The sequence below is a fragment of the Arthrobacter sp. TWP1-1 genome (assembly GCF_049897845.1).
Classification (GTDB): domain Bacteria; phylum Actinomycetota; class Actinomycetes; order Actinomycetales; family Micrococcaceae; genus Specibacter.
Genome location: NZ_JAFCXC010000005.1, coordinates 95,141 through 117,257, shown reverse-complemented (window position 1 = coordinate 117,257; position 22,117 = coordinate 95,141). Strand labels below are relative to the sequence as shown.

The window sequence follows — 22,117 nt, the reverse complement described above, 5'->3', positions numbered from 1 at the left end:
CGTTGACAAGACTACCGGTGGGTTCGTGTTTGGGTGAATTATTCCGGGTTCCGTGTGCGCGGTGACACGTTGGCGCGCCATGAGCCGCGAACGTAGCGCCACAGGCAAGTCCCCAGTTACATATGCTTATTATTGGCAGACTCATCGACACAGATGTCACGAGGGAAGCGGCAATGACACTACTCATGCACTATCAGGAGACTCTTGGATGAGCGAGCTAAACGAATGGTTCGACAGCGTTGATCCGGTGGTCATTCAACGAATGGCTGAGGGCAAAGAGCTGCGTGATGGCTTGGCACGCTTCATGCTCAACTATCAGTTCGCGATAGAGGAGATCATGACCAAGATCAACATCCTCAAAACCGAGTTCGAGCATCTGCATGATTACAGTCCTATAGAACACGTCAACTCTCGTCTCAAGTCTCCCGAAAGCATTCTTGAGAAGGCCCGGCGCCGAGGCATACCGCTCACCTTTGAGTCGCTGAGCAAGAACGTCCTTGATGTGGCCGGTGTTCGGATTGTCTGCAGCTTCAAGTCGGACGCCTACTGGCTTGCCGAGATGATCAGCTCGCAGCAAGACATTACGGTGGTGGCGACCAAGGATTACATCGCCAACCCCAAACCCAATGGTTACAAGAGCCTGCACCTCATTGTTCAGGTGCCAATCTTCCTCTCGGAGTCAATTCAGAACATGCATGTTGAATTGCAGATCCGCACCGTGGCAATGGATTTCTGGGCCAGCCTCGAACACAAGATTTACTACAAATATGATCACGCCATCCCATCAGCCATACTCGCGGAGCTTCAGGATGCGGCGGCGGTAGCCAGCCGGCTCGACACAAAGATGGAACGAATCCACGATGAAGTCCAGGGCAAAGTTGCTCGAAGCACTTCCGAAGAGCTGGGAAACCACGGCTAGGCCGCAGTTTCCCTTCGGCTCCGGGACCATTCGGCTCGGGATCCATTCGGCTCAGGATCAGGCGATCAAGATGCAGGTGGGGCTGCCGAACTCCAGCGATTGTACGGGTTCCGCACCCGGCAAGCCGTGGCCGTCCAGCGCGAAGACTGCCACGTTGTTGGAGAGTTGATTCGCAACGTAGATCTTTCCGTTCGCCGTATCCAGCGCGAAGTGGCGGGGCCAATTGCCGCCGCTGGACACTGCTCCCAAGAAACGGGGCGGTGCCGGTGTCGTGGAGCTATCAAGGCCACTGACGTCCAAACCACTGACGTCCAGGACAACCAGTGTGTTGGGTCCACGGACGGCGGCGTACAGCTTGCCACCATCCTCCGACAACTCAATATGCGAGGGGTAAAACTCCTCAGAATCTTCCACGGCCTGAGCGCTTCCTGCCAAGGGAGACTTGAACAGCCAGCGCCAAAAGTGGTCACTGTCGGCGTCTCGTGACGTTCGCTGCAGGACATGAAGGTATCCATCAAGCTCGCCTGCAACGAGAAGGAAGTCTCCCTTCAAAGCAACGTGTCGAGGGCCGGCGCCCGGTGGCAATTGTGCCGAGCCCAGCAGTGCGAACCCACCAGCGGCCAGCGCATATTCATCGACACGGTCCGCACCCAGATCGGCCACAAGGGCAGTTCCCCACGGTGTGGCCGTCACTTGATGCGCATGGGATTCACCCTGGCGTTCTGGCAGGGGCCCGCTTCCAGGGTGTGCCAGAATCCGCGGCGAAACCTGTTCTCCCGCAATCAATGCGGACAGCGGCACCACGGACGCATTTCCCGAGGAGTAGTTAGCGGCCCACACCTGGTCTTCGATCAAGGCCACATGGCAGGAATCGGCACCACCTGTCGGCACCCGGCCAGCAACATCCAGCGTCACTGGATCCACGGCTACGACCTTGCCTTGGGGCCCTTCTTCTGCTGCGAGCAGGTAACTACCACCGGCAATGACGAACGAAGGATTCACCACGGTTGAGCTTTCGGTGCGCCGCTCCCCCACCAAACCGTCGGCCAACAGCTCGAAGGAAACCAGCCCCGGCCCGGCGCCGTAGCCCTCTTCCGTATAGCCGCTCACGAAAAGGTTAGGAATCGAAGGCATGAAAGGTCTCCTCATGGAATAGTGCGCATCAACAGTCAGGCATTGTTTCCACGCTAGCGCGGCCGGGGCCTAAAAGCATTCAATGAACCGGCAACGGCTACCTAGCTGCAGGGTAATTACGCCGCTCGTCCGCCGCAACCCCATCCATGCGGCACAATTAACCCATGAGTTCACACGAGATCATTGAAATCCCCATCCGCGACGACATGATCCGCCTGGGCCAGCTGCTCAAGCTTGCCAGCCTGGTCGAAGACGGCGTTGAAGCCACCGAGCTCATCAAAAACGGCTTGGTCAAGGTCAACGACGAGATCGATGACCGCCGCGGTCGCCAGCTGCACCCGGGCGACACCGTCACGGTTAACGGCGAAACCGTGCGCATCACCACCGGCGGCTAACGTCCGGCACAGCACGAGCGAACGGCGGGCACCCAACGTGGGTGCCCGCCGTCGTCCGTTAATACCAGCTACTTAGCGTTGAGGACCTTGTACTGCAAGAATTCGCCCACGTGCGCAATTTCCTGGGCGTTGATGCCATGGAGCATACCCGCGTACAGGACCTTGGTGAGCTTGACGTTGGCATGCATCCACGTGTTGGTCAGCTCGATGGCAAACTCGGGAACCACCGGATCGGCCTGATCGCGGCCCCAGAAAATCTCCGGCTTCAGTGCGGCCACGGCGGCGTCGTCAAAGTACGGGTCACCGTCCGCGTCCACCACGAAGCCGGACAACCCAACGACGGCGGCGTAATCCGACGGGCGGTGGCGCAGCAACGAGGTGGCCATGCACATGCCCTGGGAGAAGCCGAGCAGGCTCACGGATGTGTGGTTTGCGCGTACTTCCTCAAGCCAAAGCTCGACGACGGACGCTGCCTCGGTCACTGCCGGCACCGAGTAGCTCAGATCGCTGTTCAACGGGAACCAGGCGTAACCCGGCCCGGCTTGCAGCGGAGCCCGCACGGATGCGACCGTAAAACTTTCGGGAAGCTGTGCAGCCAGCGAGAACAGGTCCGCTTCATCGGCTCCATAACCGTGGAATATCACCAGCAGGGGCGTGCCGGGCCGTTCATTTTCAGGACGTGACCAAAGGACTGTGGGGGTTTCACTCATTCCCACATCTTTCCACGCGCGCGGCACGCATCAGAAAACGAGGTGGCCAAAATGGGTGGTTACCGGGCAGTATGGATAGGTGAATGATTCCTTGATACAACATCCTTGGACCCGCTACGTCGCCATGGGCGATTCATTTACCGAGGGAATCGGTGACACCGAAGCGAGCAGCCCGGGAGGGTATCGCGGCTGGGCAGACCGCGTTGCCGAACAACTCGGACGCGGCACCGAAGAGTTCAAATACGCCAATCTGGCCATCCGCGGGCGCCTCCTCGGACAGATTCTGGGCGAGCAGCTGGAACCGGCGCTTGACCTCAAGCCCGATCTCATTAGCATCTCTGCCGGCGGCAACGATCTCATCAGGCCCGGCTCGGACCCCGATGCCTTGGCCGAGCAGCTCGATCAAGCCGTGGGCAGGATGACTGCGGCGGGCGCCAACGTGCTGTTGCTCAATGGCCCCGACATCCGCGACACCCCCGTGCTGGGCATGGTCCGTGGGCGGATTGCCATCTATAACGAGAACCTGCGCACTATCGCCGCCAGACATGACGCGATTATTGGGGACATGTGGTCGCTACGCCAGCTGTCCGACACCCAAATGTGGGACGCAGACAGGTTGCACTTCTCACCACTGGGGCATCACACGATCGCCATCATGGTGCTCGAGGCCCTCAATGTGAGCCACACTCTTCTTCCAAGAGTGCCTGTTCTCATGCCGCCGCGCAGGTGGCAGGAAGCCAGGACGGAGGATCTGGTCTGGGCCCGGGAATTCCTGTTCCCCTGGGTGCTTCGCCGGCTGCGGCATCAGTCCTCCGGCGATGGGATCACAGCCAAACGTCCCACTCCCGGACCGGTGTTTGGACCCGAGGCGTAGTCCCTTCCGGAACAACGGATGTTTGCTGATATTCACGGCTAGGATGAGGATAGGCGCCTATCTAGGCACCCTACCTGGAAGAGGTGTGTTGTGCCGGTCATGATCGAGTCACTGGCGGTGGACAGCCTCGCCGCGTCTTCCTCCGGTTCGTTTAGCATCCAGCCTTATTTTGTCTTTGCCGTGATTGCCGTTGTGCTGATCAGCTCTTTTGTTAAAGCTTCGGCCCGTAAGAAGCGGGCAAACCGAACGAACCCGAACATGCCGGTGCACCCAACACAGGCCAACATGTCCGGACGCGCCGGTGTTGCCCATCAGCCAAACAGTGCCCCCTATGTTGGCACGCTGCTAAACGGCGTTCCGCTGGCTAACTACGATTCCTCCCACGGTCACCAAACCACGGGCTTCGCCAATGAGCGGATGCGGGCCGAGGCCGAACTCAAGCGCCAGCTTGATGCCTTGGACACTGCTCGCCGCAGCGGTCAGGTCACCGCCGAACAGTACGCCGTCCACCGCGAGGCAATCTTCAAGAACTTCTAGGGCGAAGCGGTAGTTGGGTCTCGACAAGCTCGACCACCGGGTGTCGGTAGTTGGGTCTCGACAAGCTCGACCACCGGCGATTAGCCGCTCCTTCGTTAAACCTTGAAGAAGGACTCCCGCAGGAACGCGCCCACCGTGGCCACCTCGGTGAGAAAGCCGTCGTGGCCAATCGGCGAATCGATCTGCCGTACGCTCACCTCGCCAGGAAGCGCGGCCGCCAGTTCGGCTGATTGCGTCGGGAAATACAGCCTGTCGCTGTTGACGGCAGCCACAACAAACTCGATGCCTTCCGTCACGGCCAGCGCGTCCTCAAGCGAGCCCCGTCCGCGGCTGACATCGTGGCTCATGAGCGCTTCAGAAATGGCGATGTAGCTGTTGGCATCAAATCTGCCCACCAGCTTGTGGGCCTGGTAGTCAAGGTAACTTTCCACCTGGTACCTGCCCGCAGTATTGGGTGCCATGCGCTCGTGACTGATGGCGCCGTCGTCGTCCTGGGCCTTGCGAGCAAAGCGAGAGTTCAACTCCGCCTCAGAGCGGTAGGTGATGTGGGCAATCCGCCGGGCGAGCCCCAAGCCTGCGGTGGGAGCTGCGCCGTCGTAGTAGTCCCCACCAGCAAAGTTCGGGTCCTGGCGGATGGCGAGCACCTGCGCCTGGGCGAAGGCGATCTGCTCAGCCGTGCTGGCCGCGCAGGACGCGACGACAGCACAGCGCTGCACACGATCGGGGTACGTTGCAGCCCACTCCAGCGCCCGGGCCCCACCCATTGAACCGCCAATGACGGCGTACCAGCTGGTGACTCCCAGTTGGTCGGCCAAGCGTGCCTCGGCGTGAACCGAGTCGCGGATGGTGACAAAGGGGAAACGTGATCCGTAAGGGCGCCCGTCCTCGGCAATGCTGGACGGGCCGGTGGAGCCATAGCAACCGCCCACCATGTTCGCGCTCACCACGAAATACTTGTCGGTGTCGATGACCTCGCCCGGGCCGACAAGCCCTTCCCACCAGCCGTCCGCCTCGGAGTCTCCACGGCTGACGTGGGTGCTGCCGGTGAGGGCATGCTGGATGAGGACGGCGTTGTCACCGGCCGCATTGAGGGTTCCCCAGCATTCAAAAGCTATGGTCACCGACGGGAGGGCTCCCCCGGCTTCCAGAGGCAGCGCACCGATGTGAACGGAGCGCAGTAGCCCCCCGCCCTGCCCGACAGCAGCTGACCAAAGGCTGCTGTCGGGCTTGGACGTACCTTCTTGAATCTCGGGCGGAAACACGTTTCGCTCCGATGCCGCGTGGATCACTTGAGTCACTTAGTTCGCAGCAGACTTAGCGGCGCGGAAGCCGGATTCAAGGTCGGCAATGATGTCGGCGATGTTTTCCAGTCCCACCGACAAGCGAACCAATCCGGGGCGAACACCGGCGGCCAACTGCTGCTCGGGTGTGAGCTGGGCGTGCGTGGTGGAGGACGGGTGGATAACCAGGGAGCGCACATCGCCGAGGTTGGCAACATGGGAATGCAGCTCCAACCCATCAACAAAGCGCTTGCCGGCCTCGGCACCGCCCTTGATGTCGAAGGCAACGACGGCGCCGGTGCCCTTGGGTCCGTACTTGCGGCCACGCTCGAACCACGGGCTGGAGGGGATGCCGGCGTAAGCCACAGCCTCCACGTTTTCGTTTCCCTCAAGCCAGGTGGCAACCTCGACGGCGTTGCTGACGTGACGCTCAACGCGCAGGCTCAAGGTTTCGATGCCCTGAGCGATGAGGAAAGCGTTGAACGGGGAAACGGCCGCACCGAGATCGCGCAGCAGCTGGACGCGGGCCTTCAGGATGTACGCCAGGTTCGCGCCCAAGGCGCTGCCGACACCAAGGTCGCGGGCAAAGACCAAACCGTTGTAGGTCTCGTCCGGGGTGTTGAAGCCGGGGAACTTCTCCGGGTTTGCGGCGAAATCGAACTTGCCGCCGTCGACGATCACACCGGCGATAGCGTTGCCATGGCCGCCGAGGTACTTGGTAGCGGAGTGAATGACAATGTCGGCGCCCCATTCCAGCGGACGGATCAGGTAAGGGGTGGCCAGGGTGTTATCCACCAGCAAGGGAACACCGGCCTCGTGGGCGATGGCGCTAATGCCTTCGATGTCCAGGACGTCCTGACGCGGGTTGGAGACCACTTCGCCGAAGAATGCCTTGGTGTTGGGGCGAACGGCTGCACGCCATTGATCCAAGTTGTCGGGATCCTCGACGAACGTGACCTCGATACCCAACTTCTTGAAGCTGTGCGCCAGCAGGTTGTAGGTGCCACCGTAAACACTGGGGCTGGAGACGATGTGATCGCCCACTTCAGCCACGTTCAACAGGGCAAAGGTGGTTGCGGCCTGGCCCGAGGCCAGCAGCAAAGCACCAACGCCACCTTCAAGGTTGGCTACCCGCTGCTCTACGGCGTCCGTGGTGGGGTTGCCGATACGGGTGTAGATCGGCTCCAGCTCGGCCAGCGCAAACCGTGCGGCTGCGCTCTCTGCTGACGGGAACACAAAGGACGTCGTCTGGAAGATCGGCAAGGCACGGGCGCCGGTGGCGGGGTCCGGCTGCTGGCCTGCGTGGATCTGACGGGTTTCAAATGACCAACCGTTACTCATGGTGGATTCCTTCACACTATGGGCCTGCAGCAAAACCCTCCAGTGCGAAATACACGGAAGGGCTTGTCGTCGATGGCCCGCGCTTGCACCGAAACCGGACGGTTCGGTGCCAGGTCGTCACCCGGGGCACCCCGCCGCGGAAGGAGGGTTGCCGGTCAGCAAGCCGGGGCTTTTTTGCTGACACTCATGACCTACATCCAGTGTGCGAGATGATGCCGCACCGCCGCAAGATTATGACGAATTTGTGACTAGTGACGAATATCTGCTTGAAATTCAGATGAAAGCGTGTGTGTCGATGAACTAATGACTGGTTTGTGACCTATTTGCCCAACCCAGCGCGGCGAAGCGCCTCGGCCATAGCTGTGTTGGCGGCGGAAGCGGCGGGAGCCTGCGCGGCGGGAACAGGACGAGCCTGGCGGTTCGCGCCCTGCGGCGCACCGCTGCGCTGGGTCCCACCGCGCGGCGAGGGCCGCCCGGACGTGCGGGAGCCGCCGTCGGGCTTGGAATTTGGCGCCCCTGAAGGCGCAGTTGCCTCATCGTCCAAACGCAGGGTGAGCGAGATGCGTTTGCGTTCGGGCTCAACCTCTAGCACCTTTACGCGCACCACCTGGCCGGATTTGACCACTGTTCGCGGGTCCGACACAAAGGAGTTGCTCATGGCGGAGACGTGGACCAACCCGTCCTGGTGCACGCCGATGTCGACGAACGCACCAAACGCGGCAACGTTGGAAACTGTGCCCTCGAGAATCATGCCCGGGCGCAGGTCGGTGATCTTTTCGATCCCGTCGGTGAAGGTGGCGGTTTCGAAGCGCGGACGGGGGTCGCGGCCCGGCTTTTGCAGCTCAGCGACGATGTCCTGCACGGTAGGCAGACCAAAATCACCCTCGACAAATTCGGCCGGATTCACGGACGCCACGGCACCAATTCCAGCGGAAATCTCGGTCGGTTTAGCGCCAACGGCGGCGAGGATTTTACGCGCCACACCATAGGCTTCGGGGTGCACGCTCGAGGCATCCAACGGCTCCGCTCCCCCGGTGATCCGTAGGAATCCGGCGCACTGCTCATAGGCTTTGGGGCCGAGACGGGCCACCTTGAGCAGTTCGCGACGCTTGTTGAAGGGCCCGTTTTCATTGCGATGCGCCACGATGTTTTCACTCAAAAGAGGGCCGACGCCAGCAACTCTCGCCAAGAGCGCGGGCGAGGCCGTATTGAGGTCCACACCCACGGCGTTCACACAGTCCTCGACGACGGCGCCCAGGGAACGTTCCAGCTTGGCCGGGGTGAGATCGTGCTGGTACTGGCCCACGCCGATGGACTTGGGATCGATCTTGACCAACTCGGCCAAGGGATCCTGCAGGCGACGCGCAATTGAGACGGCGCCACGCAGCGACACATCCATGCCGGGCAGTTCGGCGCTCGCTAGCGCGGACGCCGAATAGACGGACGCACCCGCCTCGGAGACCACGAGCTTGGTCACCTGTTTGCCGGGGTTCAGGCGCTTGAGCTCGGCGACAAGTTCGGCCGCCAACTTATCGGTTTCGCGGCTGGCCGTGCCGTTGCCAATGGCCACGAGCTCAACGTCATGCTTTTGGGCCAACGTCACGAGCGTTGCCAAGGCCTCATTCCACTTGCGGACTGGCGCGTGCGGATAGATGGTGTCGGTGGCGGCGACCTTGCCGGTTCCGTCCACTACGGCTACCTTGGTGCCGGTTCGCAGGCCCGGATCCAAACCTAGAGTTGCACGGTTTCCCGCCGGCGCCGCCAACAGAACATCACGCAGATTTGCCGCGAAGACCCGCACCGATTCTTCCTCGGCGCCTTGGAACAGGCGTACCCTCAGGTCCACGGAAAGTCGCGTCAGGATGCGGGTGCGCCAAGCGAGGCGGGCACTCGTCATGAGCCAGGTATCGGCGGCACGGCCGGATTCGCTGATTCCCAACGAGTGGGCAACGGCGCTTTCATATCCAGCCCGTGCCAGAGCCTGAGCGTCGGCGTCGCGAGTGTCGGCCTCGGCCAAATCAAGCGTCAGCACGCCTTCTTTCTCGCCACGCAGCAGGGCCAGAACGCGGTGGCTCGGCAGCGTGTGCGGTGGCTGGGAAAAATCAAAGTAGTCCTTGAACTTTTCACCTTCGCCAGCCTTGCCGGTTTTCACCGACGAGCGGAGCCGCCCCTTCTTCCAGAGGCGTTCGCGCAAATCACCAACGAGCGCGGCATCCTGGCCGGCCCGCTCAATCAGGATGGCCCGGGCGCCAGCCAGGGCATCATCGGCCGAGGCCACGCCGCGCCCTGCATCAACAAAGGAGTCCGCTTCAACAGCCGGAAACCGCGACGGGTCGGCCAACAAAGCGTCCAGCAACGGCTCCAGTCCGGCCTCGCGGGCCGTGTCAGCCTTGGTCTTGCGGGTGGACTTGTAGGGCAGATACAGATCCTCAAGTTCGGACTTGGTTGCGGCAGCTTCTACGGCGCGGCGCAACTCGGCCGTCAGCTTGCCCAAGCCATGAATGGTCTCCAGCACCACAATCCTGCGGGCCTCCAGATCACGCAAATAACGCAGGCGCTCCTCAAGGTCGCGGAGCTGGGCGTCATCCAATGTCCCGGTGGCTTCTTTCCTGTACCGGGCAATAAAGGGGACGCTGGCGCCGTCGTCCATCAGGGTAATTGCAGCGCGAACCTGCGCCGGGCGCACGCCCAGCTCGGCAGCAATGGCGGCGCAGATGCGCGACTCTTGGGCGGCAGGGGTGGGCAGGGACAGGGGTGCGGCTGGAGTATCGGTCACACCCCAATTCTGCCCCACTCGTCGCCGCGTCGCGTCCGCACGAGATAGCACGTCCTACGTGACTTAGGCAACACTAAGTCGAGAGCCCGATCACAAAGTGCCAAGATGAAGTTATGCGAATGGATCATGTTTCTTACGCCAGTGAATCAGATGGATTGGCTGCCACTACGGAGCGAATCGCGACCGCCCTTGGGGTCGATGCAGTGCGCGGCGGAGTACACCCGCGCTTCGGCACCCGCAATATGATTATTCCGCTCACCGATCACCATTACTTGGAGATTGTTGAGTGCCTCAACCACCCGGCGTCGGACAAGGCGCCGTTCGGCCAAGCCGTAAAAGCACGCTCTGCGGCTGGCGGCGGTTGGATGGGATGGTGTGTCGCCGTTGACGACCTCGCCCCGTTCGAGGAACGCCTCGGCCGCAGCGCCGTCCCCGGCAACCGCAAGTTCCCCGATGGCCAGGAATTGATCTGGCAGCAGATCGGGATCAAGGGTCTCATTGCTGACCCGCAGGTCCCCTACATGCTCAAGTGGGAGGGCGATCCGGCACTCCACCCCTCGCAGGCACGCGAATCCACAGTTCGTCTATCATCGCTAACCATCGCTGGCAGCGCCGAGCGCGTCACCGAATGGCTCGGCGAGCCCGTCGAGGCGCCGCTGAACGACGTCGCCGTGGAGTGGATCGCTCCGCGCGGCACCCCGGGCATCATGAGCGTCACCTTTGAAACGGCCAATGGCCCGGTGACCATCTAGTTTCTGTTCCTTTCCTCCCGTTGACCCGTCAGATAATGCCGCTTTGGACGTTCAAAGCGGCATTATCTGACGGGTCAACGCGTGGTTTAGCCGCCGAAACCGAGCGCCGGGCCAAGTGTGAACGCGGCGATGTCGATGAGCGCGTGAGCCACCACCAGCGGTGCCACCCGGCCGTACTTCTTGTACACCCAGCCGAACAGCAGGCCCATGGCGAAGTTCCCCACGAATGGGCCAAAACCTTGGTAGGCATGATAGCTGCCGCGCAACAGTGCACTGAGCATAATCGCAGCCCAGGGGCCCAGCCCGATCTTCTCCAACCGACCCAGCAGATAGCCATTGAGGATGACTTCCTCAAGCACACCGGCGCGAATGGCCGAGAGAACTAGGACCGGAACCGTCCACCAATACTGATTCAGGGCGCTGGGAATGATCTCCGTAGTGACGCCCATGGCCCGCCCGGCGGCATACAGCCCAAGCGACGGAATGCCGATGACCACCAGCAGACCCAGCGCCCCGAGCCCGTCCCGCACCGGGTGACGCCAATCCAGCCCGATTCGTCTGAAAACCGACTTCCCCGGCTCGGCCAGAAGGTAAAACACCAGCATGACCGGAACCAGCGCAAAGAAGATGTCCAGAATTTGGTACGTGAAGTCGAAGAATTCGCGATTGTTGCGCACCACGTTCAGCGTTGAGGTGCCCTGCGATATGGGCGCCCGGCTCAACTTATCCAGCAGCGACACCACCGAATAAATGGCGGACTGACCCAGCGAGACGCCCAGCACCAACAGCACTTCAATCACCAGCCGGCGCCGTGACTTACTCCCCCAGCCCTGATGGTCGACGCCGGACGCCTCGTCTTTCGCTGCTGGCGACCCGGCGGCTGGGGCCGTTGGGGCTGGGACGCGAGGTCCGGCGTCGTGGATGGCTGGCGTGGAAGGGCTCTCACTCATGCTCTCCATCATGCACTCCACAGCTTGTTTTCAGCCACAAGGCTGAGCGTACGGGGCGAACCGCTTGACTCAGGCGGCGTCGTAGGCGGCCATGGCCCGCTCGACGGCGGCGAGTGCGGCGGCAACGTCCTGCTCATCCGTGGACCAGTTGCTGACTGAAATGCGCAGGATGTCCCTGCCTGCCCAGTGTGAACCGGACATCCATGCTGTGCCGTCGGCGATGATCCGGTCCGTGATTCCCCGGGTCCGTTCATCGGAGCCGAAGCTGACACACACCTGCGTAAAGACAACATCGTTGATGACTTCTACGCCGGGCATGCTCCTGAACGCCCGGGCGAAGGCTTGCGCTTGTTCTACCAACCCGTCGACGAGATCCTCGACGCCGGATCTTCCGAGGGAGCGAAGCGCTGCCCATACTGGCACGCCTCGGGCTCGGCGGGAGAACTCGGGTACCTTCTCGAATGGATCCCCCGGGCCTTGTTCGTCATTGACGAGGTAGCTCGTGTGGACGCCGAAGACTGAACGAACAGCTTCAGGCCGGGACACGATGGCCACGCCGCAGTCATAGGGAACGTTGAGTGTCTTGTGCGCATCGGTGGCCCACGAATCGCACGTTTCCAAACCCTCAAGCTGGCGGCGGTGTTTGCTGCTCGCTGCCGCCCACAGGCCGAACGCGCCGTCAACGTGGACCCATGCCCCGTGGCTGTGGGCGATCGTCGCAGCCTCCGTGAACGGATCGCTGGCGCCCGAGTGCAAGTTTCCGGCCTGGAGGCAGAGGATGGCGGGACCCGACACAGCATCCATGGCCTCAGCCAAGGCACTGGGGATCAGGCAGCCCTGGGCATCGGCTGCAACCTCGAGGGGTTTTCCGAGACCAAGGTACTTGAGCGCCAGGTCAATGGAGGCGTGACGATCTTGTCCAACAAAGACGTTTATGCGCGGGGATCCACTCATGCCATCTGTCACCAGATCCCAGCCAGCCCCATCTAGGACAAACTGCCTCGCCGCAGCCAAGCCGACAAAATTAGATCCGGTTGCTCCGGTAGTAAAACCGACATCCGCCCCGGCAGGAAGCCCCAATAATTCCAGAATCCATCGGCCTGCAGTCTCCTCCGCGGCTGCTGTTGCAGGAGTGGCATAGCGCAGTGCAGCGTTTTGGTCCCAGGCGCTCACCATCCAGTCGGCTGCCATGGCGGCCGGGAGTGTCCCGCCCATGACCCATCCGAAGAACCGGCCGGACGGGACAGCCATCAATCCCGGTTCTGCCAGTCCCGCCAATTCGTCAACGACTGTGGCCGCATCTATGGGCATTTCCTGAAGCGGCATCGTGAAGCTGGCGAGCAGTTCATCGGCGTTTTGTTGGGGGCCGATGGGGCGGCTGGTCAGGGAGTCAATCCAGCGGTTTGAATGCTCTTGCGCTCGGGCAAGGGCTTCGCGATATTCACCGGGTCGCGCTGGCATGCTCACAGTGTACGCTCGCGTTCGACGGCGCATAAGGTGTTGCGCTTGCGGGCATTCGGGCCGCGGGTTCGGGCCGAGGTACGACGTTTGGGAGGTGTGGATGGGCCCACGCACCCAAGGGCCCACGCCGAGCTTGCGAGGTGAAGGACGGTGTGGATGGGCCCACGCCCGCGAGGGACCCGGGCCGAGGTACGAGGTTTGGGAGCGGGTGGGGACTACGCTCTTGGTTATGAGCGCTCCCCGACAGATCATCATGGTCCGCCACGGACAGTCCGAGGCCAATGTGGACCAGACCCTGTACAACCGGATTCCGGATTACCGCATTCCTCTCACCGAGCTGGGCATTGCCCAAGCCAAGGCAACGGGTGAGCGTGTTCGCCGGCAGCTGGACGGCCAGAAGGTTCGAATTTACGTTTCACCGTACCTTCGTGCTTATCAAACACTGGAGGCCATGAATCTGGGCGACCTAGTTGAGAGCACCATGGAGGAGCCCCGACTTCGCGAGCAGGACTGGGCGAATTTCCAGAACCCGGCGGAGATTGCCGACCAGAAGGAATTGCGCAACGCCTATGGGCATTTCTTTTACAGGTTTCGTGAAGGCGAGTCGGGTTCCGACGTCTACGACAGGGTTTCCTCATTTATGGAGACGCTGTTCAGGCATTGGTCCCGGACCGAATCCGACACCAGCACCCTTCTTGTCACGCACGGGCTGACCATGCGCTTGTTCTGCATGCGCTGGTTCCACTGGTCGGTTGAGTACTTTGAGTCCCTGAACAATCCGGGCAATGCCGAGACCCGCACACTGATTAGGCACGGAAACCGCTACCTCCTGGACACGGCCTTTGATCAGTGGACGCCGGCGGATCCGGGCAAAACAGTGCTGGATGCGCCCGAACATATTTGGTGACAGCCCGCGCACCCCAGCAGCACCGCAGCAGCACCTCCGCCGATTACGCAATGCCTGGATGGCCTAATTATTATTTTTGGGCACTATAAGGGTAGCCTTGCCTGAGAGCTGAGGCACTCCCCAGTTCTTAACATCTTTGGAATCCCGGAGTATTTGGGTGCTTGCAACACTTGTCATCGGCCTGCGAGAGGGACTCGAGGCCGCACTGATCGTCGGAATGATCGCGGCCTTCCTGCGTCGAAACGGCGTTTCCCTCAGGCCCATGTGGCTGGGCGTAGCCGCGGCCGTCGCGCTGAGCGCCGTCGTCGGCATCATCTTGGAAGTCATCTCCGCGGCACTGCCACAGCAACAGCAGGAAGCCATGGAAACCGTCATTGGTCTCGTGGCCGTGGTGATCGTGACATTCATGATCGTGTGGATGAGCAAGAATTCCCGATCCATGAAATCCACCCTCGAAGCCCACGCGGGCTCGGCACTCAAGGGCGGCTCCGTCTTTGCTTTGGCCGGCATGGCCTTCCTTGCGGTGCTGCGCGAAGGCGTGGAAACAGCCGTCTTCATGGTTGCAGCCTTCCAGTCCTCCTTGAGTCCGCTGGCTGCCGGAACCGGCGCCGTCGCGGGCTTGGCCATCGCCACAGGCATCGGGTTCCTCCTCTTCCGCGGTGCCATCAAGCTCAACCTCGCCAAGTTCTTCAAGGCCACGGGCGTCTTCCTCGTGTTCGTCGCCGCCGGGCTTGTCATGAAGTCGCTGCGCACCGCCCACGAAGCCGGTTGGGTCAACGTAGGCCAAGACACAACCCTCAGCCTCAACTGGCTGGCCCCCAACGGCAGCGCCCGCGCCGCCATCCTGACCGGCGTCTTCGGCATTCCCAGCGATCCGCGAGTAGTGGAGCTCCTTGGCTGGGCGCTCTACCTCATCCCCATGCTCGCGTTCATCGTGTGGCCACGCACCTGGCGCCCCACTCCTGCCGCCCTCCCGCGCACACAATTTGCCGCCGCAGGAGCGCTGGGAGTTGCCGCCGTGGCACTCATCATCGCCGCACCGCTCGCCATTCCAGCTGCTCCCCTCGGTGAAAGTTCGACGCCGGCCATCACCTCTTCCGGGGATGCTGGCGTTTCGCTGCGGGTCTCCGCAGTCCGCAATGACGCCTCCACTGTTGCAGCCGGCGTCGGTGTTGCCGCCGCGGGTTCTGCAGCACCCGCAAGCAAGACGCTCGTGGTCACCGAAATTGACGGCACCGAGAGCAGCTACCCGCTGACCCTGCATGGCACGGAATCACACGCCGGCCGTACGGCCTCTGTCTACTCGGCGGCCGTAACAACGGACAACGGCAATGATCCGGCCAGCCTCACAGCCGACGCCTTGACCGAACTCAATGGCGGCCGCATGCCCGTGGGCATCAGTGCATCCAGCAACCCCGGCCCCTTCAACACCGCCTGGACCCATAAGGGCGAGGTCACCGTCTGGCTTGTCGATGATTCGATCATTGACGCCGCCAGCACCCAGGGTGCCACGCTGACGCTCAGCGGTGGCGGCCTGGCCAGTGCCCGCACCATCGCTCTCTCGGGCGAAGACAGCTGGCATGTGCCCGAAGAGCACGTCGTTGCGGCCGTCACGGAGCTGAACATTTTTGAGTCAGCCAGCACCGAAAACGTGCTCTGGTCACGCTACCTGCCGGCCGTCTTCATCATTGCCGCCTTGGCGTTACTGGCCGCCGGCCGCCGCAACAGGCGCCAGCTGCTCGTTACCGCTCCTTCCCCCTAAGAGTCCTCACTTCGGCCTGCCGCATGAGGCGGCCGCTATATTGAGCTCCCCATTTCCCAGCATCGCCACGTTTGTAAGCCCACTTCTAAGGACAGCAATGACTTCTTTCTCACCCCGTTCCGTCCGTTCCTTGGCCCCCGCCCTGATCGCCGGAGCAGCAGTGTTGACCCTTGCCCTGTCCGGCTGTGGCAGCACTACTCCGGAGGGCAACGCAGCCGGCGCCGCCAAGGGTGGGGCAGCAACGGTCAGCAACGGTGCCGCCCAGATCGCGGTCAGCGTTGAGAAGGTCGATGGCGAAGACCAGTGCGTACCCGAATTCGCGTCGGCCCCGGCCGGTCCAGTCACCTTCACTATCTCCAACAAAGACGCCTCCGGTGTCAGCGAAGTTGAGCTACTGAGCGACAAGCGCATCCTGGGCGAACGTGAAAACGTCATCCCGGGCCTGAAGGCCGTCAGCTTTACCGTCACCCTGGCCGGCGGCGAATACCAGCTGTACTGCCCCGGCGCCACCACCGAGTACCAGCCCTTCACTGTGACAGGCGCAGCCGCGTCGGCCGCCGCCAACGGCGTCAGCGATCTACTCAAACAGGGCACCGACGGTTACGCCAAGTACGTCTCGGGTCAGGTGGACAGCCTGGTTCTCGCAGCAGCTGCCTTGCAGGCTGCCGTTGATTCCGGCGATGTTGCGGCCGGCCAGAAGGCCTACGCCGAAGCCCGTCCCTTCTTCGAGCGCATCGAACCGGTAGCCGAAAGCTTCCCCGATCTCGACCCCGCGCTCGACCTGCGCGTGGCCGACGTCGAACCCGGCACAGAGTGGACAGGTTTCCACCCCCTGGAAAAGGACCTCTTTGAGTCAAAGGCAATTACCGATTCCTCCAAGGCCCTGGCTGCCGGAATCGTGAAGAATGTTGCCACGTTGAAGACGCTGACGGGCGAGTTGGAGACCAAGGCCGCCTACAAGCCTGAGGAACTGGCCAATGGCGCCAGCGGCCTGCTTGAAGAGGTCCAGTCTTCCAAGATCACCGGCGAAGAAGAGGCCTACTCCAAGCTGGACCTGGTGGACTTTGCTGCCAACATCGAGGGCTCACAGCAGGCCTTCGAGTACCTCAAGCCCGCTCTTGAGCAGATTGATTCGGCCCTGACCGCGCAGATCTCGGCCCAGTTTGAGACGGTCAATACGGCTCTGGACGGCTACAAGGATGCGGACGCACTGGGCGGTTTCAAGGCCTACACCGAGGAATTGAAGAAGTCCGACGCCGCAAAGCTCACCGCACTGATCCAGTCCTTGCAGGCGCCGTTGGCCAAGATTTCCGAGAAAGTGGCCACGGTCTAAATGTCTGAGCCAACCCCTGCTGTGGACGCACTTTCCCGGCGTAAATTCTTTAGCGGATCTGCCGTCCTGGCTGGCGCCGGAGGATTGGCATTGGGCGTAGGCGGTGGAATGGCGGTCGCCGCCGCCGCTGCACCCGGTCCCTTATCCGATTCCGAGCGCATGGCCGAACGCGCCACCCTGACGTACCCCTTTTATGGCGAACATCAGGGTGGGATTGATACACCTCCCCAAGATCATCTGGTGTTCACCGCCTTCGACGTGACGGCGCTGACTGCCGTGGAGTTGCAGCTGGTGCTGGCCAAGTGGTCGGCAGCCATGGCCGAGATGACCGCGGGTTCCCCGGTGGGCAAGGTCCAGCCGGAGCGCGAACAGGGAATTCCCGTCGACACCGGTGAAGCCACCGACATGGGACCCCAGGGGTTGACGCTGACGCTCGGCTTCGGGCCGTCGTTATTTGATGAGAGGTTTGGGCTGGCCAAGTTCAAGCCAGCCGACTTTGCGGACCTCCCGGCCATGGCCGGTGAGTCGCTTAACCCGGCCCTGACCGGCGGAGACCTGTGTATCCAAGCTTGCGCAAATGATCCTCAGGTTGCCTACCATGCGGTCCGCAATTTGGCCCGCATGGCCAGGACAGCCGTCAAGACCCGCTGGACTGTGCTTGGTTTTGGTCGCGCCTCCGCTGGCGCCAATCAAGCCACACCACGAAACCTCATGGGCTTCAAGGACGGCACCCGCAATGTCAGCGGCACCACCGATCTCGGTGAGCACGTGTGGGCTGGCGCAGAAGCCGGTCAGCCATGGATGGTGGGCGGCAGCTACCTTGTGGCCCGGAAGATTCACATGCTGATCGAAACGTGGGATGAAGATCCCATCGGTGACCAGCAGAGCATTTTTGGCCGTACCAAGAAGGAGGGAGCTCCGCTGTCCGGCAGCAAGGAACATGACGTCCCGGACTTTCACGCCGCAGCAGCCGGAGCCCCCGTCATCCCCGCCGATTCGCATATTGCCTTGGCTGCGCATGAAAACAATAACGGCACCAAGATTCTGCGCCGAGGTTACAACTTCACGGACGGACTGGATTCGGTGGGCCGGCTGGACGCCGGCTTGATGTTCCTGAGCTTCCAAAAAAGCCCGGAGCAGTTCGTCACCCTCCAGCGAAAGTTGGGTAGCTCTGACCGCCTCAATGAATACATCCGGCACGTTGGCTCGGGAGTATTTGCCGTCCCGGCAGGGCTCCCCGCCGCGGGAAGTTATTACGGCAAGGAATTCTTCGCCTAAAGTCAGCCGGAGCTTAGAGGCAGCCGTACCTTAGAGCGCCGGGGCCACGATCACGTTGGTCCCGGCCTCTTTAAACGCTTCCAGCTGGGCGGCCGTGATGCGTGAATCCGTGATGAGGTTGCGGAAATCGTGCTCCTCCATGGTGGCGAAGGCGCGCTTGCCGATCTTGGATGCATCCGCCAAAATGTAGGACTCCGAGGAGCGCCGGGCCATCTTCGAGTTCACGGACGCCTCCCCCTCATCATTCGTGGTGGGACCCGATCCAGGTTCGATGCCGTTGACGCCAATGAACGCGATGTCCAGGGCAACCCGATCCAGGACGGTGTCGGCATAGGGACCCACCAGCTCGTAGGAGCGCGGGTTCACGATGCCTCCGGTGACCATGATCTTGAAGTTGGGCCGGATGGCCAGCTGTGCGGCAATGTTGATGGCATTGGTAACAACCGTCAACGTTGGCCGGTTGGACTGGACCATCAGGTCCTCGCGGGTGGACAGCACCTGGGCCAGCGCCGTGCTGGTGGTGCCACCACACAGCCCAATGACGGCACCCTTGGGAATCAGGGCACTCGCAGCATGGGCGATCTGTTGCTTTTCCTCCGCGTGGTCGTCACGGTTGTACCGGCCGGGAAGATCGTAGGAAACAGAACCGCTCGTGGCACCACCGCGGGTGCGCGTCAGCAGCCGCTCATTGGCCAAGGAGTCAAGGTCGCGGCGCGCAGTGGCAGGGGAAACCGCCAACTTTTCCACGATTTCCTCGACCTCTACCTGACCGAATTCGGCCAGGATGTCCAAGATCGCTGTGAGTCGTTCAGTTCTGTTCATCTGTCAATCCTAGGCGGCGAACCGGCCGTCACGTTTAGTTTTGAGTGTGGGTCGCGCCAGCAAACAACGCCAGCAACCGTGAAACCTCAGGAATAAGGGCTGCCCGACCGGCGCCCAGGTACTTCCGCGAATCCACCACTGCCGGGTTTTCATCCAGGTAGCTCCGAACGGCACGGGTGAAGAAGCCATTCAAATGTGTTGAAACGTTGATCTTGGTCATTCCCGCAACAATCGCTGCCACAATGATTTCGTCCGAAACGCCGGAGGAACCGTGCAGCACCAGCGGAACATCCAGTGCGGCCTTGAGCGCAGCAATGCGCTCAAGATTCAGGGCAGCACTGCGCTCGGTCATGGCGTGCGAGGAACCCACGGCCACGGCCAATGCATCGACTCCCGTTGCCGCAACGAAGGCTGCAGCCTCGGCCGGATCTGTCAGGACGCCGGGCGCATGTGCTCCGTCCTTGCCGCCCACCTTTCCCAGCTCTGCTTCCACGTACACTCCACGAGCGTGGGCGTAGGCGGCAACGCGGGCCGTCACCTCAACGTTTTGCTCATACTCAAAGTGCGCGCCGTCGTACATGATCGAGCCGAAGCCTAGGTCCACGGCCTGGTAAGCCAGTGCTTCGTCCTCCGCGTGGTCCAGATGCACGGCCACGGGTACGGATGCGTTGCGCGCGGCCGACAGTGTGGCCAGTGCAACAGGCTCCAAACCGCCATGGAACTTGGCGCAGTTCTCGGAAATCTGCAAGATGACAGGGCGTCCGGCAGCCTCGGCGCCACCGATCAACCCTTCGATGGTCTCCAGGTGGATCACATTGAACGCCCCCTGTCCCGTACCAGCCTTGGCCGCCAGGTCCATGATGTCGCGGGTGTTTGTCAAAGCCATGAAATGCGTTCCTTAGTGGTCTGTGATGATGAGTTTGTTGGCCAGCTCGGCGTGGTCCGGGGAAATTTCACCGGCTCCTGGCATGAGGACTGCTGCGGCGCTCCAGGCTGTGGCCCGGCGCAGAATCTCTCGCAGGCTCTCCTCGCCTTGGGCAAGTGCGACGGCGGCCGCACTCACCGCCGCGTCGCCGGCGCCCGTGGGGTTGCCACTGAGCGGAGCCGGTAGTTTCGCCTGAATCCAGCTCCCCGGGGCGTCGGCACTGAAGGCCAGCATGCCTTCCTCGCCCACGCTGACCAGCACACGCTTGGCACCAAGGCTCATGAGTTTGCGTGCCGCGGCGACCAGATCGGTCTCCCCCACGGCATCCATGAGCTCATGGTTATTGGGTTTGAGGAGATCCGCTCCGGCCCGTGCCGCGGCAAGAATGCCACTGCCTGAAGTGTCGATGATGGCCGGTACGCCCGCGGCATGGGCCAGGGCCACCAAGGCCGGATAAAAATCTGCGGGTGCATGTTCCGGCAGGGAACCCGAGCCAACCAAGACGCCCGGGCGGCGCACGCCGTCGGCCAATTGAACGCCGGCGAGGTTATCCACGACGGCGGCGGCCAGCGCCTGCCATTCGGCGGCAGTCAGCGCCGGTCCGAGCTCGTTGAAAATGCTGGTGGTGTTGCCTTGCGCGGTGTCCACGAACGCTATCGTGCGGCGGGTTGGAGCTACCACTGGCACCAGGTGATGCAGGATTCCGGCGGACGCCAGATCAGCCCGGAGCTCCTCACCGGTGGAGCCTCCGGATGTGGCGATGGCCAGGGTCGGGTAGCCCAGTTGATGGGCCACGCGCGAAACATTCAGGCCCTTCCCGCCGGCCCGGCTCAGCGGAGTGGGTACACGGTGAGAGGATCCCAAATGAATACCGGCGACGGTGTAGGTGACATCGACTGCTGGGTTGGGCGTGACGGTAAGGACCAGATTGTTGCCGTTCATTAGCTTCCCGCCAAGCTGCGTGCCTTCAACGCCGAGCCAATCAGGCCGGCGTTCTCCCCCAGTGCCGCGTGGATGAATTCGGGGCGGCGGTGGAAGGTCAGCAACTGGTCAACGCGCGCGGCCAGCGGTTCGAAGAGCGCCGCCCCGGCCATGGACAGGCCTCCGCCAAGGACCACGGTTTCGGTGCCGAGGATGGAGACACATTGCGCCACGCTGAAGGCGAGGGCGTCGATCGCATCCTTCCAGATGCCCGCGGCGGCGGCGTCGCCTTCGGCTGCCAGCGCCAAAACGTCCCGGGCGCCGGCAACGGCCGTGCCGCTTGTCTGGGTGTAGCGCCGGGCCACGGCACCTGCGGAGCCCAACGATTCCATGATGACCAAGGAACCGTCCGGGCCCGGAACCATGGCGTGTCCGATCTCGCCCGCGTAACCGCCGCCGGCCACGCGGTGACCGTCGCACAGAACAGCACCGGCAATACCGGTGCCGATCACCAAGATCAGCACGTCTTTCTTTCCCACGGCGGCACCTAGACGGAATTCAGCCTCACCTGCCATGCCGACGTCGTGCCCAAAACCAACGGGAAGGCCAAGGGCCTCGGTGAGGGTTGCAGTGAACGGAAAATCCTTCCAGCCAAGGTTGGCCGAATAGATGCCAATCCCGGCGTCCTCGTCCACGATGCCCGGCACCGTCACGCCGACAGCGGCGATGAGCAGTTCCGGATGGGCAGCACGGTATTCGCCGGTGAGCTCCACGATCCTCGCGCAGACGCTCTCGCCGGTGCGGCCAGCCTCCAAGGGGGTGGGGTGGCGCTGCACGTCAAGCACTTCAACGTCGCCGCGGGCCAGATCGCCCAAGACAATTCCCGATTTCATGTCGGTCCCGCCAACATCAAAAGCCAGGACAACGTTGGTGCGATCCACTGCGGCTACGCCCGGCTGCTGACCGGGCACGGCGGCCGGGTCCGTCAAAGTGTTCATATGAGGTCTTTCGGTGCCAGGGCCCACGGGCTTAATAAGGAA

At 62.2% G+C, this 22,117-nt stretch carries 20 protein-coding genes and 1 riboswitch; of the genes, 9 read left to right on the top strand and 11 right to left on the bottom strand.

The genetic code is table 11. The features are described 5' to 3' along the window. The first annotated feature begins 208 nt into the window (after nt 1-208). Nucleotides 209-919 (top strand): GTP pyrophosphokinase, encoded by a 711-nt coding sequence (locus ACP7B9_RS10970; protein WP_425863301.1) that lies wholly within the window; start codon nt 209-211, stop codon nt 917-919. A 57-nt stretch (nt 920-976) separates the two neighbouring features. On the opposite strand, the gene ACP7B9_RS10965 is transcribed toward ACP7B9_RS10970, so the two are convergent. After that, complete coding sequence (locus ACP7B9_RS10965) at nt 977-2,053, bottom strand: lactonase family protein (RefSeq protein WP_425863300.1); 1,077 nt, start codon at nt 2,051-2,053, stop codon at nt 977-979. 164 nt (nt 2,054-2,217) lie between these two features. On the opposite strand from ACP7B9_RS10965, the gene ACP7B9_RS10960 reads away from it, so the two are divergent. Continuing rightward, entirely contained in the window at nt 2,218-2,448 is a 231-nt protein-coding gene (locus tag ACP7B9_RS10960; protein WP_110485399.1) for an RNA-binding S4 domain-containing protein, read from the top strand. 68 nt (nt 2,449-2,516) lie between these two features. On the opposite strand, the gene ACP7B9_RS10955 is transcribed toward ACP7B9_RS10960, so the two are convergent. Continuing rightward, complete coding sequence (locus ACP7B9_RS10955) at nt 2,517-3,158, bottom strand: alpha/beta hydrolase (protein WP_425863298.1); 642 nt, start codon at nt 3,156-3,158, stop codon at nt 2,517-2,519. A 124-nt stretch (nt 3,159-3,282) separates the two neighbouring features. On the opposite strand from ACP7B9_RS10955, the gene ACP7B9_RS10950 reads away from it, so the two are divergent. Both ACP7B9_RS10950 and ACP7B9_RS10945 read left to right on the top strand, forming a co-directional pair. Beyond that, nucleotides 3,283-4,032, top strand: coding sequence for an SGNH/GDSL hydrolase family protein (locus tag ACP7B9_RS10950; protein ID WP_425863561.1), 750 nt, complete (start codon nt 3,283-3,285; stop codon nt 4,030-4,032). A 99-nt stretch (nt 4,033-4,131) separates the two neighbouring features. Then, entirely contained in the window at nt 4,132-4,569 is a 438-nt protein-coding gene (locus ACP7B9_RS10945; protein ID WP_425863296.1) for a hypothetical protein, read from the top strand. A gap of 95 nt (nt 4,570-4,664) precedes the next feature. On the opposite strand, the gene metX is transcribed toward ACP7B9_RS10945, so the two are convergent. From metX to ACP7B9_RS10930, 3 genes are all read right to left on the bottom strand, one after another. Beyond that, the gene (metX, locus tag ACP7B9_RS10940) at nt 4,665-5,747 is read right to left on the bottom strand and encodes a homoserine O-acetyltransferase MetX (RefSeq protein WP_425863559.1); all 1,083 of its coding nucleotides are present in this window, start codon (nt 5,745-5,747) and stop codon (nt 4,665-4,667) included. A 120-nt stretch (nt 5,748-5,867) separates the two neighbouring features. Beyond that, the gene (locus ACP7B9_RS10935; RefSeq protein WP_425863294.1) at nt 5,868-7,205 is read right to left on the bottom strand and encodes a bifunctional o-acetylhomoserine/o-acetylserine sulfhydrylase; all 1,338 of its coding nucleotides are present in this window, start codon (nt 7,203-7,205) and stop codon (nt 5,868-5,870) included. 59 nt (nt 7,206-7,264) lie between these two features. Further along, a riboswitch (SAM riboswitch) is annotated at nt 7,265-7,382 on the bottom strand. A 127-nt stretch (nt 7,383-7,509) separates the two neighbouring features. Then, nucleotides 7,510-9,966, bottom strand: coding sequence for a Tex family protein (locus tag ACP7B9_RS10930; RefSeq protein WP_425863292.1), 2,457 nt, complete (start codon nt 9,964-9,966; stop codon nt 7,510-7,512). A gap of 113 nt (nt 9,967-10,079) precedes the next feature. On the opposite strand from ACP7B9_RS10930, the gene ACP7B9_RS10925 reads away from it, so the two are divergent. Further along, on the top strand, nt 10,080-10,718 hold the full coding sequence (locus ACP7B9_RS10925) for a VOC family protein (RefSeq protein WP_425863290.1): 639 nt from the start codon (nt 10,080-10,082) through the stop codon (nt 10,716-10,718). An 86-nt stretch (nt 10,719-10,804) separates the two neighbouring features. Here ACP7B9_RS10925 and ACP7B9_RS10920 read toward each other — a convergent pair whose 3' ends face one another. Together ACP7B9_RS10920 and ACP7B9_RS10915 are read right to left on the bottom strand one after the other, a co-directional pair. Further along, nucleotides 10,805-11,668 carry a CPBP family intramembrane glutamic endopeptidase gene (locus tag ACP7B9_RS10920; protein WP_425863288.1) on the bottom strand — a complete coding sequence of 288 codons (864 nt, stop codon included), beginning with the start codon at nt 11,666-11,668 and terminating at the stop codon, nt 10,805-10,807. A 69-nt stretch (nt 11,669-11,737) separates the two neighbouring features. Beyond that, nucleotides 11,738-13,129 carry a pyridoxal phosphate-dependent decarboxylase family protein gene (locus ACP7B9_RS10915; RefSeq protein ID WP_425863286.1) on the bottom strand — a complete coding sequence of 464 codons (1,392 nt, stop codon included), beginning with the start codon at nt 13,127-13,129 and terminating at the stop codon, nt 11,738-11,740. A 229-nt stretch (nt 13,130-13,358) separates the two neighbouring features. On the opposite strand from ACP7B9_RS10915, the gene ACP7B9_RS10910 reads away from it, so the two are divergent. From ACP7B9_RS10910 to efeB, 4 genes are all read left to right on the top strand, one after another. Next, nucleotides 13,359-14,036 carry a phosphoglycerate mutase family protein gene (locus ACP7B9_RS10910; RefSeq protein WP_425863284.1) on the top strand — a complete coding sequence of 226 codons (678 nt, stop codon included), beginning with the start codon at nt 13,359-13,361 and terminating at the stop codon, nt 14,034-14,036. 157 nt (nt 14,037-14,193) lie between these two features. Next, entirely contained in the window at nt 14,194-15,798 is a 1,605-nt protein-coding gene (gene efeU / locus ACP7B9_RS10905; protein WP_425863282.1) for an iron uptake transporter permease EfeU, read from the top strand. A gap of 97 nt (nt 15,799-15,895) precedes the next feature. Further along, entirely contained in the window at nt 15,896-17,131 is a 1,236-nt protein-coding gene (gene efeO, locus ACP7B9_RS10900) for an iron uptake system protein EfeO (protein ID WP_425863280.1), read from the top strand. Further along, a complete protein-coding gene (gene efeB, locus ACP7B9_RS10895; RefSeq protein ID WP_425863279.1) occupies nt 17,132-18,409 on the top strand; it encodes an iron uptake transporter deferrochelatase/peroxidase subunit in 1,278 nt (425 codons plus the stop codon). A 30-nt stretch (nt 18,410-18,439) separates the two neighbouring features. Here efeB and ACP7B9_RS10890 read toward each other — a convergent pair whose 3' ends face one another. Genes ACP7B9_RS10890 through ACP7B9_RS10875 form a run of 4 tightly spaced genes read right to left on the bottom strand, consistent with a single transcriptional unit; the run spans nt 18,440 to nt 22,075 of the window. Beyond that, entirely contained in the window at nt 18,440-19,231 is a 792-nt protein-coding gene (locus tag ACP7B9_RS10890; RefSeq protein WP_425863277.1) for a DeoR/GlpR family DNA-binding transcription regulator, read from the bottom strand. A 34-nt stretch (nt 19,232-19,265) separates the two neighbouring features. After that, nucleotides 19,266-20,117 carry a class II fructose-bisphosphate aldolase gene (locus ACP7B9_RS10885; RefSeq protein ID WP_425863275.1) on the bottom strand — a complete coding sequence of 284 codons (852 nt, stop codon included), beginning with the start codon at nt 20,115-20,117 and terminating at the stop codon, nt 19,266-19,268. A gap of 12 nt (nt 20,118-20,129) precedes the next feature. Beyond that, nucleotides 20,130-21,098 (bottom strand): 1-phosphofructokinase family hexose kinase, encoded by a 969-nt coding sequence (locus ACP7B9_RS10880; RefSeq protein WP_425863273.1) that lies wholly within the window; start codon nt 21,096-21,098, stop codon nt 20,130-20,132. Then, entirely contained in the window at nt 21,098-22,075 is a 978-nt protein-coding gene (locus ACP7B9_RS10875; RefSeq protein WP_425863271.1) for an ROK family protein, read from the bottom strand. The genes ACP7B9_RS10880 and ACP7B9_RS10875 overlap by 1 nt, the downstream gene beginning before the upstream one ends. Nucleotides 22,076-22,117 lie beyond the last annotated feature (42 nt).